Source organism: Nostoc sp. MG11, from assembly GCF_014904695.1.
Taxonomy (GTDB): Bacteria; Cyanobacteriota; Cyanobacteriia; order Cyanobacteriales; family Nostocaceae; genus Komarekiella.
This window is the reverse complement of the sequence record NZ_JACXXN010000009.1, coordinates 190,861-204,265: the sequence shown is the minus strand read 5'-3', so window position 1 is coordinate 204,265 and position 13,405 is coordinate 190,861. Positions and strand designations below refer to the sequence as shown.

Sequence of the window (13,405 nt, the reverse complement as noted above, 5' to 3'; positions counted from 1 at the left end):
TTGCACTAGTAGCTAAAACTACTTTACTAATAAGTATTTCCAAAAGCTAAAATAGCCTTTTTAACTACGGAGTTAACCGAAATAGGACGGAATTTATATTATGTAGTTATATGCAAAACTTATATATCTGCCTTAAAAAGAGACTTCAAAAAACTATATTGCTGGTTATCTACCTAAAGATATAAAGAAAATTAGATAATAAAACCTAATGCTTAGTACTTCTTTTAATAAAGACTATCTATAATTACTCTATTGCTAAAGCGAACAATTCTCGTTAATCTAATCAAGGATAAATAAAAATTAATTGCAATAACGGAGATGTTTATCCAAATAAACCACGATTAATTAGCATTTAGACAATCTTAAAGGATGTTTGTAAAGTATCAAGTTGTATCAATATCTCCTTAACCCACACTACTTGCTCTACTTGAAGAGAAGTTGGAGCGGCGGCTCCTCTTTTTAAGTTGAAAGCGGGAAGATAGATTAAAATTCCTGTTTTTAATGAAAGCCAGCCCGTTGTAAATTTTAACAACGTTGCCGTACCTCTGACCTTGAGAGCTTGCTACACGCAGCGTCTTTGCCAGGAAAAGCGTAAGAATCAGTGTAGTTTAGGGGGTTATGGAAGTATTTAATACATTACAAACAACTTTTAAAATATGCTATTGGTTAACTAAATTAATTCAGCGGAAATAGAAAATCATTAGATACGGCTCAATAAAACGAGGAGAGCCAACACTATCGCCAATGTAATTGAACTTAAAACTGCTTTAATAATTCCTAAATGAATGAATATTGAATTCATTCTATGTAGCAAGATTTTTAAAAAATGCAAAACTTCCAGTTCAAAATGTAAGCATATTGGAGTTTTTATGCAAATCCAAATTAGTAGTTCAATTTTAAAAATCAAGAATCCTAGTATCAAAGAGTTTTCAGAGATGTGTAAACAATATCAGCCTTTTATAATTGAAGATGTTGCTAAAAATTGGGATGCTTGTAAGAATTGGTCTCATGATTATCTGATAAACCACTGTGGGAATAATATTGTTCCAGTAAGGTTTTATAAAAAAGATTTTTGGGATGATCATAAAAATTTTTCTTACGAAGATGGTTATAATCCTAAACAAGAAATGAAATTTAAGGAGTATATAAATAACCATATAGAAAATAGAGTTAATCAAAATGACAATGCTCAGTATTTAGAATGTTATTTATCTGAAGCGCATTTTGAAGAACGTTTTCCTGAAATTGTTGGAGATGTAGCTTATCCAGAATACTTCAACAGGAAAGCATTTGTGACATTATGGTATGGTTTTTCAAGTAAAAACTTTTCTTCAACTACTACCCTTCACTTTGATCCATTACATAATATTTTTGCTCAAATTCGAGGTAGAAAAAGAATACTCTTATTTCCACCTTCAAATTATTTGTCATTCTATCCACCTCTTGAAGCGAGTTCTGGCGCAGCATATAATAGCAAAGTAAAGCCAGACATCTTCAATTTGGAATTATTTCCGAAGTTTCCTTGGCAAGAAAGAATAGAAGTTATACTTCAACCAGGAGAAATACTTTATATACCACCTTTTTGGTGGCATCATCTTACCGCAGTCGATGAGAATATATCATTATCATTTTGGTATGATCTAAAAATTCAAGATTTTTGGTGGCAGAAAAATATGTTATCAGTTTTTTTTAACATTGCACCTCATTATTTATCTCATACAATTTCTGCGGGAAATCTCAAAGATTTTATAGGATTTTTTAAAAGTATGTTTAATTGAAACTGTTGTAAACATATAAGTTGCACATTGCCTTGAGTTGAAAATAACAATGAATGGTTTTTATCATAACTTATCTGACATTGATGGCGACTTTTCAACAGTTGTCGAAGTCCTGCGTTTAAGAAGCTTTACGCAGCCAAATAGAGACGCTTTTACCTTTTTGTTAGATGGAGAAACAGAACAAACAACGCTAACATATCAAGAATTAGATAGGCGATCGCGTCAAATAGCTGCTCAATTACAAGCATTGGGTTTGACTGGAGAACGCGCTTTACTACTTTATCCAGCCGGACTAGATTTTTTAGTTGCTTTTTTCGGTTGTTTATATGCGGGAGTTGTGGCTGTAACTGCATATCCCCCCAGAAATGAGCGCAACACACCGAGAATAAAAGCTATTTCTATCGATGCACAAGCAGCGATCGCTCTGACGACAACAGAAATCCTCTCTACAGTGCGGTCTTTAATGTCACAAAAGACTGACTTAGAATCCTTACAGTGGTTAACTACCGACAATCTTGTAGAGGGAATAGAAGATACTTGGCAAGAACCCTCTATTGATCAAGATACCTTAGCTTTTCTGCAATACACCTCTGGTTCTACAGGGACACCCAAAGGTGTAATGATTAGTCATGGAAACCTACTGCACAATGCTGACACAACTTACCAATTTATGGAGCATTCTCCAGAAAGTAAGTTCGTGACGTGGTTGCCGATGTATCACGATATGGGTCTGATTGGGGGAATACTACAACCTTTGTATGGAGGTTTTCCTTGCATTATTATGCCTCCAACTTCCTTTCTCCAACGTCCTTATCGTTGGTTGCAGGCCATATCTCACTACAAAGGTACAACAAGTGGGGGCCCTAATTTTGCTTATGAATTATGTACTCAAAAAATTACTCCTGAACAAAAACAAACTCTTGACTTGAGTAGTTGGAGTGTTGCATTTAACGGCGCTGAACCGATTCGGTATGATACTCTGGAGCGGTTTGCAGCAGCTTTTGCAGATTGTGGCTTCCGTAAAGAGGCATTCTATCCTTGTTACGGAATGGCTGAAACAACTCTGATGGTTTCTGGTGTGCAGAAGGCAACATCACCGATTATCAAGACAGTCCAGAAGCCTGCATTAGAATCTAATCGGGTAGTAGAAGCATCTGTTAACGATGAGAATATTTCTTATTTCATCAGTTGTGGTCGAGTCATACCACAACAGGAAGTAGCGATCGCTCATCCAGACACATTCAGTAGTTGCAAACCTAATGAAATTGGTGAAATCTGGGTATCTGGGCCAAGTGTTGGTCAAGGTTATTGGAATCGTCCTCACCAGACAGCAGAAACCTTCGATGCTTATCTATCAGACACAGGTTTAGGCCCTTTTCTACGGACGGGAGATTTAGGGTTTTTACAGAATGGCGAGCTTTTCATTACAGGTAGAGCCAAAGATTTAATAATTATTCGCGGTAGAAATCTTTACCCACAAGATATAGAATTAACCGCAGAACGCAGCCATTCATCTTTGCATTCCGGTGCTAGCGCAGCATTTACAGTCGAGGTTAACAACGAAGAACGGCTGGTAATCGTACAAGAATTGAAGTTTCGCGCCAAGCCAAATTTAGAAGAGGTTATATCTGCAATTCGCCAAGCTGTTACTGAAGAACATGAGGTACAAGTTTATGCTGTGGTTTTGATTAAACCAGGTAGTATTCCCAAAACTTCCAGCGGTAAAATTCAACGTCGTGCAATTCGCACCCAGTTTCAGAATGGTGAATTAAATGTAATTGGCAGTGATATTTTCAAAATTAGCAATATTGTCAGAAAAGAAACTCGATTAAAGCGTTCCGAACTTTTGACGCTTTCCCCAACGCAATGTCAACCGCTTTTAGAAGCCTATCTGATTGAACAAGAAGCCAGAGTACTTGCGATCGCACCAGATAATATCAATCCTGAAGAACCATTAAGCGCTCTGGGGTTTGATTCTTTAAAAGTATTTGAGTTAAAAAACCGGATTGAGGTTGATTTAGAAGTAGAAGTATCGATAGCAGATTTCTTTGAAAGAATAAGTACGCTCAAGCTTGTCACCAAGATACTGGCTCAAATAACAACAGATGTAATACCATCAATATCCCTTACCCAATTAGAAAAAACTACATCCACTCAGCCTCTATCTTATGCCCAGCAGGGATTGTGGTTCATCAATCAGCTAAATCCACATACTCCTACATATAATATTCCTATAGTTATGAGCTTAAAAGGTTACATTAACTTAGTAGCCTTACAAGATAGTCTTAATGAAATTATCAGACGACACGAAGTTTTACGGACAAGCTTTGTAGTAATTGAGGGGCAACCAGCCCAAATTATAAATCAAGCGACACCTTTAACTTTAATGGTTGAAGATTTACGTGTCCTATCAGAAAATGAACGCACTCAAGAAGCACAACGTTTGGCTATAGAATTCGCACAGCAGCCGTTTGACTTATCTTGTCAATCGCTTTTGCGTGCTAAAATTTTGCATTTAAATGATAAAAATTATCAATTTTTGGTCACTCTGCATCATATAATTGCGGACGGCTGGTCTATTAGTATTCTGATCAAAGAACTAACTGCACTATACGAAGCATTTTCTACAGGCAAACTCTCTGTGCGTTCGCGCAGCGTTTCGCAGACAGACACTACGCGAAGCTTGCTTCCCCAAAGGGGTACACCACTTCCAGAATTACCCATTCAGTATCAAGATTTTGTCAATTGGCAACGACAATGGCTTGATTTTGAGCGCATTCAATCTTTATTGACTTATTGGAAACAAAAGTTAGGCGGTGATCTGACTGTATTAAATTTACCAACTGACCGTCCGCGTAGAAGCTTTACTTCTTGTCATCAGACATCGCCAGTTCAGACCTTCAAAGGCGCTCAAGCCAAATTAGTTCTTTCTCAAATTCTGATAAAAGAACTGAAGAATTTGAGCAATCGGCAAGGAGTAACTCTGTTTATGACCTTGCTTGCAGCCTTCAAAGCCTTGCTGTATCGTTACACAGGTCAGACTGATATTTTAGTCGGTTCGCCAATAGCCAGTCGTAACAGAGCAGAGATTGAGTCGTTAATCGGATTCTTTGTCAATGTTTTAGTACTGCGTACAGACCTTTCTGGCGAACTGAGTTTTCAGGAGTTATTAGCGCGGGTAAAGTCAACAGCTTCAGAAGCATATATTCACCAAGACTTACCTTTTGGAAAGTTAGTACAGGAGTTACAGCCAACCAGAGACTTGAGCTATCATCCACTGTTTCAGGTAATGTTCGTTCTTCAGAATCTTCCAAAACCCAATTTAAGTCTATCGGATGTATCAGTGACTTATGAAGAAGGTTACAACGGAACATCAAAGTTTGATTTGACATTGTTTATAGAGGATTCAGCGCAAGGATTTATTGCAACTTGCGAGTACAACACGGATTTATTCAATGCAGATACTATTACCCGGATGCTTGGACACTTCCAGACTTTACTAGAAAGCATAGTTAGCGATCCCAAACAATGTATTGCAGACTTGCAATTACTGATGCCATCTGAAGTACGACAGTTATTAGTTGAGTGGAATAACACCAAGACAGACTATCCACAAGATAAATGCATTCATGAGTTATTTGAGGCGCAGGTAGAGAAAACGCCGTCTGACATTGCTGTTATCTTTGTAGACGCGCATAGCGGAGGCAGCCACGGGGGCGGGTTCCTCGCGCCACTTGCTACAACGGGGGGAACCCCCGCAAGGCAGCGGCTTGACTTAAGTGGACTGCCGTCGGCTTCTCGCAGAGTAAACCAACAATTAACCTACCAAGAATTAAACAGCCGAGCAAATCAGCTGGCACATTACTTGCAGCAGCTAGGCGTGAAGCCAGATGTTATGGTTGGTATCTGTGTGGAGCGTTCTATTGAAATGGTAGTAGGATTACTAGCCATTATGAAGGCAGGGGGTGCTTATATGCCCTTAGATCCAGCCTATCCTAAAGAACGCTTAGCTTTTACCTTGGCTGATTCTCAGGTGTCAGTATTGTTAGCAAATGCTCATTTAGTTAATGATTTGCCACTACATTCGGCACAACTAGTATGTATTGACATCGACAGTACAGCGTTTGCTGATTACAGCGCAGAAAATGTAGTCAGTAATGCCAGCCCAGAAAATTTAGCCTATGTAATTTATACATCTGGTTCTACGGGAAAACCCAAAGGAGTACAAATTCCCCACAGCGCTGTGGTTAACTTCTTAACCACCATGCATCAAATTCCAGGGCTAGCTAAGGAAGACATCCTTCTATCTGTCACTACTTTATCTTTTGACATTGCAGCACTAGAATTGTATCTACCGCTGATTGTTGGCGCTCGTTTAGTATTGGTCAATCGGGAGGTTAGCACCGATGGCATCCAGTTATCAAAACACTTAGTCTCCAATGGCATAACAGTTATGCAAGCCACCCCTGCTACTTGGAGAATGCTAGTAGCTGCTGAATGGCAGAGCAAGAATACCATGAAAATTCTTTGTGGTGGTGAAGCCTTAGACTCTTCACTTGCTTATCAGTTGTTAGAACGAGGTCAAGAAGTGTGGAACTTATATGGCCCTACAGAAACCACTATTTGGTCGGCAGTACAAAAGGTAAACTCTCAAGAGCAACAGCACGGTATTAACTCTATTGGTCGTCCCATTGCTAACACCCAATTCTATATTTTAGATCCACATCAGGAATTAGTTCCTATAGGAGTTCCAGGTGAATTGCATATTGGCGGTGTTGGGCTAGCGCGAGGTTATTGGAATAGACCTGAGTTAACTGGAGATAAGTTTATTCCTAGTCCTTTTGAATCAGGAAAACGCATTTATAAAACTGGAGATTTAGCGCGTTACCAAACAGATGGCAAGATTGAATTTTTGGGTAGAATTGACCATCAAGTGAAAATTCGCGGTTTCCGTATTGAACTAGGAGAAATTAAAGCTTTATTAGAGCAACATCCAGATGTACAAGAAACGGTAGTAGTAGCTAGGGAAGATATACCAAATGACTATCGTATAATTGCATATCTAGTTACTCATAAAGAAGTTACTCTTTGTGTCAATCACCTACGGGATTTTCTCAAAGAAAAACTACCTGAGTATATGCTTCCTTCTGCCTTTGTTGTGTTAGATATTTTACCTTTAACACCTAACGGCAAAGTAGACCGTCGTGCATTACCTGCACCTGAAAATCTGCGTCCAAAGTTGGCAACAGCTTTTCAGTCACCTCAGTCTGAAATAGAAAAAACAATTGCTCAGATTTGGCAACAGGTATTACATTTAGAGAAAGTAGGCATTCATGATAACTTTTTTGATTTAGGTGGACATTCATTACTAATGCTGCAAGTAAATAATCAATTGCATACAATTTTGCAGCAAGATATACCAGTTGTCACCATGTTTCAAAATCCAACTATTTACTCTTTAGCTCAATATTTAAATCAAACAACAGAAGAAAAATCTATGTTTGAACCAGTGCGCGATCGCGTGCAAAAGCAAATAGAAATACGTCAGAAACAAAAACAATTATTTATGAAACAACCCAGGAATAATTCTCGTTGAACAAGGCTGATTGTGTAATGTATTTCAAGTATAGTTAGAAAATCATTAATAGGTAAAAAAACTAAGTTTTACAATATTATGGATAGCCAAAAACATTACGAATCAATACAAGGAATAGCCATTATAGGAATGTCAGGACGTTTTCCTGGAGCTAAAAATATAGAATTGTTTTGGCAAAATTTGCAATGTGGTGTAGAGTCAATATCTTTATTTACGGATGAAGAGTTAATAGCTGGTGGTATTACTTTGAATTCTCTAAATGATAATAATTATGTCAAAGCTAGCGGTGTCTTAGAAAATATAGATTTATTTGACGCTGCATTTTTTGATATTAATCCGAAAGATGCAGAAACCACAGATCCCCAACACCGTCTGTTTTTAGAATGTGCTTGGGAGGCTTTGGAAAATGCTGGATATGACTCCACTAAATGTGAAAGTCGTATCGGAGTTTATGCTGGTGCTAGCTTAAATAACTACTTATCTATTGATTTGAATGATGACCAACTAGGGTCAGCGCAGTTATACCAAAAGTTAATTGGTAATGATAAAGATTTTCTCTCTACCCGTGTATCTTATAAATTAAACCTGAAAGGGCCAAGTATTACAGTTCAAACGGCTTGTTCTACATCATTAGTTGCTACCACCCTGGCTTATCAAAGCTTGCAAAGCTACCAATGTGACATAGCTTTGGCAGGAGGAGTTTCCATTCGAGTGCCACAGAAAACGGGTTATTTGTATCAACAGGGAGGGACACTATCTCCTGATGGTCATTGTCGAGCTTTTGATGCCAAAGCACAGGGAACAACTATTGGTAATGGTGTGGGGGTTGTTGTTCTGAAGCGGTTGGAAGATGCGCTCGCAGATCGTGACCACATCTATGCAGTTATCAAAGGTGCAGCAATCAATAATGATGGTGCTGTAAAAGTTGGTTTTACAGCGCCTAGCGTAGACGGTCAAGCAGAAGCGATCGCAGAAGCGATAATGTTAGCAGAGGTAGAGCCTGAGACAATCAACTATATTGAAGCCCACGGTACTGGGACAGCTTTAGGCGATCCAATTGAAATTGCGGCACTGACGAAAGCCTTTCGTACTAGTACAGAAAAGAAAGGTTTTTGTGCGATTGGTTCAGTCAAAACAAATATTGGTCATTTAGATGCGGCGGCTGGAATTACCGGATTAATCAAGACAGCTCTAGCCCTTAAACATGAGTTAATTCCACCTAGTCTCAACTTTGAACAGCCTAATCCTGAAATTGATTTTGCTAATAGTCCCTTTTTCGTCAATACAAAACTAACAGAATGGCAAGCAAATTCTACTCCACGTCGCGCTGGTGTTAGTTCTCTCGGAATAGGGGGAACCAATGCCCATGTCGTTCTAGAAGAAGCTCCAATACTTCCAGCGTCTAGTCCTTCTCGTTCTTGGCAATTATTACTACTCTCTGCTAAAACCGAGTCGGCGCTACAAACTGCTAGGCAAAATCTTGCCCAACATCTAATGTTGCATCCTCATGAAAACCTTGCAGATGTGGCTTATACCTTGCAAGTGGGGCGCAGAGACTTCAATCATCGCCAAATACTGGTTTGCTCTGATATCCAGGATGCAATTCATGAATTAAGTCAACTAGCCTCAAAACGAGTTTTCACTCAATTTCAAGAGCCAGGTAACAATCGCTCCATCGCTTTCATGTTTCCTGGACAAGGCTCCCAGTATGCAGACATGGGTAAAGAACTCTATGAAACTGAGCCGATATTTCGTGAGCAAGCAGAGCGGTGCTGTCAGATACTAACACCCTATTTAGGTTTAGATTTGCGATCGCTCATTTATCCCAATCAGTCTGAAAAAATAGCCGCAGCAGAGAAACTTAAACAAACCTGCTTTACTCAACCTGCATTATTCGTCATTGAGTATGCCCTGAGCCAGTTGTGGATATCGTGGGGTATTTCTCCCCAAGCAATGATCGGACATAGTATCGGAGAATATGTAGCTGCTTGCCTTGCTGGAGTCATGACTCTTGAAGATGCTTTAGCTTTAGTTGCTATACGTGGACAACTCATGCAGCAATTACCCTCTGGAAAAATGCTCTCTGTACCTTTAAAAGAAGCAGAAGTTGAACCTCTTGTTGATGAAAACTTATCTATAGCTGCTTGCAATGCACCTAACTCGTGTGTGGTTTCAGGAACCGATGAAGCGATAAGTGCATTTAAAGAACAACTGGCACAAGGTGTAGAATGTCAGCTTCTACATACCTCCCACGCCTTTCATTCTCAAATGATGGAATCTATTTTGGAACCATTCATTACAGAAGTTAAAAAAGTCAAACTTAATCCTCCCCAGATTCCTTTTATCTCCAACCTGACTGGAACTTGGATAACAACCCAAGAAGCAACAGATGCAAATTATTGGGCAAAGCATTTACGGCAAACGGTGAGGTTTACTGCGGGTATATCTACATTGTTAGAACAGCCAAATCTTATCTTACTGGAAGTTGGCCCAGGGCGTACTTTGTGTGCTTTTGCCAAACAACATATCCAACAAGAGCAGCATATTATACTTTCTTCTTTGCGCCATCCTAAAGAAGAACAAGCTGATATTGCGTTCTTGCTGAATACTCTGGGTCGTCTATGGCTAACTGGAATTGCCGGATCATGGGAAAATTTTTATACTTTTGAGCGCCGTGATCGCCTTCCTTTACCGACGTATCCATTTGAACGAGAAAGATATTGGATTGAAGCACAAAAAATATCCAGAAATTCTCTTGCAACAAACCACAAAAAGCTAGATATTGCAAACTGGTTTTATATTCCAGTTTGGAAACAATCCACTACACCTCAATCTACCCAACTTAGAAAAAAGGTACTAATTTTTATAGATGCTTGCGGAGTAGGGGAAGAAATAGCGAAACACTTGGAAAGTAGTGGATGTGATGTTATTTCTGTAGATTTAGGAGAACAGTTTAGTAAAAAGAGCGATCGCAGATACACCATAAATACTCAATCCCTCGAAGATTACGATGCCTTAATTGCAAATTTACACGAGTTGGATCAAGTTCCAGATTTAATATTACATTTGTGGAGCATTACGCCAAGTGAAGAAACACAATCAGAAATTGAGTTATTTGAAAATTCCCAAAATCCGGGTTTTTACAGTCTCTTATTCTTAGCAAAATCCTTTGATAAAAATGATATTACTAAGTCTATAGATATTTTGGTTGTAACCAATAATTTATACGATGTCATAGGTAGTGAAAATTTGAATCCCGAAAAGGCTACTGTTATGGGGATGTGTAAAGTTATTCCTCAACAATATCCAAACATTACCTGTCGTAGTATTGATATTGTAACTCCCGCTTCTCATACTTTCTTAAAAAACCAACTGATACAGCAACTACTGACAGAATTCAATACTAAGTCTTCTGATATTACTGTTGCATATCGTGGGCATCATCGCTGGGTGCAAACCTTTGAATCATTCGACTATGAACCTGCTACATCTCCATTACAGCAAGAAGGGGTATATTTGATTACTGGTGGTTTAGGAGGTATCGGGCTTGAACTGGCAGAATACTTGGCTCAGACAATACGAGCAAAATTAGTACTTACAACTCACTCAATTTTTCCCGCAGCAGAAACATGGGACGAGTGGTTAGCTACTCATGACGAAGAAGATAAACACAGCCGTAAAATACTAAAAGTGCGTTCTCTTGAACAACTAGGCGCAGAAGTTTTGATATTGAGTGCTGATGTTAGTAATGAATTACAAATGCAAGCTGTTATTGATGAAACTTTGCAGCGTTTTCTTCAAATTAATGGAGTCATCCATGCAGGCGGGATAAAATTATTCAAAACAATTTCTGAAATAACTAGGAGTGAATGTGAACAGCAACTAAGAGCAAATGGGCATGGACTTTTTATATTAGAAAAAGTTTTGCAGGGGATAGAACTTGATTTTTGTATATTAATATCCTCGTTATCATCTGTTGTTGGAGCCTTGGGGATGGCGGCTTATCCAGCAGCACATCTTTTTGCAGATGCCTTTATTTACAAGCATAATCAGAGAAATATTATTCCTTGGATAAGTGTCAACTGGGATAACTGGTTAACCAGTGAATTAGCCGCTGAATTAGCGACAAAACCCGAAATTTCTACTGATTTATTTATGACAAGCAAACAAGGATTAGAGGTATTTGAGCGTATTTTGTCTATCAAAAAAATTAATCAGATAATAGTTTCAATCACAGATTTACAAGCTAGAATTGAACGATGGATTCAGCCAAAAAAAGTTTTTCATAAAGAAAATTGTCAACAGCTTTATTTGCGACCAAATTTAAGCAATAATTATATTGCTCCTCGCAATAAAATTGAACAAAAAATAGCCGATATCTGGCAAGAAATTCTTGGTATTCAACAGATAGGTATTTATGATAATTTTATTGAGATAGGAGGTGATTCTCTTTTAAGTATTCAGATTGCTGCTAGAGCGAACAAAGAATGCTTGCGATTTACTAATCAGCATTTATTGGAATATCCAACGATCGCACAATTAGCAGAGATTGCAAGTAGTACAAAAGCCGTGGTTGCTGAACAGGGAATAGTCCAAGGTGAGCTAGCTCTAACACCTATTCAGAAATGGTTTTTTGAACAAAATATTCTTGACTCTCACCATTGGAATCAAGCTATTTTATTGGAAGTACAACAACCTCTTAACCCTGTATTTTTAGAGCAGGTAATACAGCAGTTGCTAGTACATCACGACGCTCTGCGTCTGCGTTTTGAACTCTCAGAATCTAACTGGAAGCAGATTAACACAGATATCAAAGCAGTCATACCGTTTTCACAAGTAGATTTATCGGCGCTTTCACCGCAATTCCAAGAAACTACATTTGAAGCATCTGCTAACGAGTTACAAGCAAGTTTAAATCTATCAGATGGGACACTTGTCAGAGTTGCTTATTTTGACATGGGAGAACATCAGCCAAATCGTTTGTTGTTTATTATCCACCACTTAGCTGTAGATATTAGTTCTTGTCAGATTTTATTAGATGATTTGCAAACAGCATATCAGCAAATAAGCCAAGGACAAGCTATTAAGTTACCTTCAAAAACCACATCTTTCAAACAATGGTCACAACGTTTAATTGAATACGCGCAATCAGTTGAGTTAGAACGCGAGCAAGTTTATTGGTTAGCTGCATCTCGTGAATCGGTATTACCGTTACCAACAGATTATCTAGATGGTACTAACATTATTGGGTCAGCTCAAACTATATCAGTTACACTAAGTGCTGAAGAAACCAAGGCATTACAGGATGAAGTCACAGCAACTTATCGAGTGACAATGGATAATGTATTGCTGACCGCCTTGACTCAAGCTATTACCAAATGGACTGGAACTTCATCGTTATTAGTTGACTTAGAAGGTAATAGTAGAGAAGTAATTTTTGATGATGTAGATTTATCAAGAACCGTGGGCTGGTTTACTAATATTGCTCCTATACTTTTAGAAATAGGGGATGTATGTGAGCCTGTGGAAGCGCTTAAGGTGGTTAAAGAGCAACTGCGTAACTTTCCGAATCAAGGGCTTGATTATGGTGTTCTAAAGTATCTAAATAATGATACATTAGTTACAGAGAAAGTGCGATCGCTACAGCCAGCAGAGGTTATTTTTCTTTACCTGGGAAATCTTGAGCAAACCTTACCTCAATCTTCTTTATTTAAATTCTCCAAACAATCAAGCGGTTTATCCCGAAGTGTGCGTGGACAGCGAAGCCATTTATTAGAAGTTAATGCTTTAGTTATCCAAGACCAATTAAAAGTCGATTGGATTTACAGCAATAATGTACACCGACAAGAAACTATTGAGTTGTTGGCTAACAATTTTGTAGCAGCACTGCGGTCAATAATTAAAGACTACGAGTTGTCTTCAGTTCAAAAGTTTACTCCTTCAGACTTTGCTGAATTTAAATCTAGTCAATGGAATCAAGATGATATTGATAATATCCTGTCATCTCTGAACAAATATTAAGGCTTTCTAA

At 38.4% G+C, this 13,405-nt stretch carries 3 protein-coding genes; all 3 read left to right on the top strand.

Going from position 1 to position 13,405, the window contains the following annotated elements; genetic code table 11:
- The first annotated feature begins 869 nt into the window (after positions 1 to 869).
- The 3 genes from HCR01_RS15965 (at position 870) to HCR01_RS15955 (ending at position 13,395) form a co-directional block, all read left to right on the top strand.
- The gene (locus HCR01_RS15965) at positions 870 to 1,778 is read left to right on the top strand and encodes a cupin-like domain-containing protein (protein WP_193197123.1); all 909 of its coding nucleotides are present in this window, start codon (positions 870 to 872) and stop codon (positions 1,776 to 1,778) included.
- 49 nt (positions 1,779 to 1,827) lie between these two features.
- Positions 1,828 to 7,374, top strand: a complete 5,547-nt coding sequence (locus HCR01_RS15960) for a non-ribosomal peptide synthetase (protein WP_193197122.1) — start codon at positions 1,828 to 1,830, stop codon at positions 7,372 to 7,374.
- Positions 7,375 to 7,452: 78 nt separating this feature from the next.
- The gene (locus tag HCR01_RS15955; protein WP_193197121.1) at positions 7,453 to 13,395 is read left to right on the top strand and encodes a type I polyketide synthase; all 5,943 of its coding nucleotides are present in this window, start codon (positions 7,453 to 7,455) and stop codon (positions 13,393 to 13,395) included.
- The last annotated feature ends 10 nt before the right edge of the window (positions 13,396 to 13,405 follow it).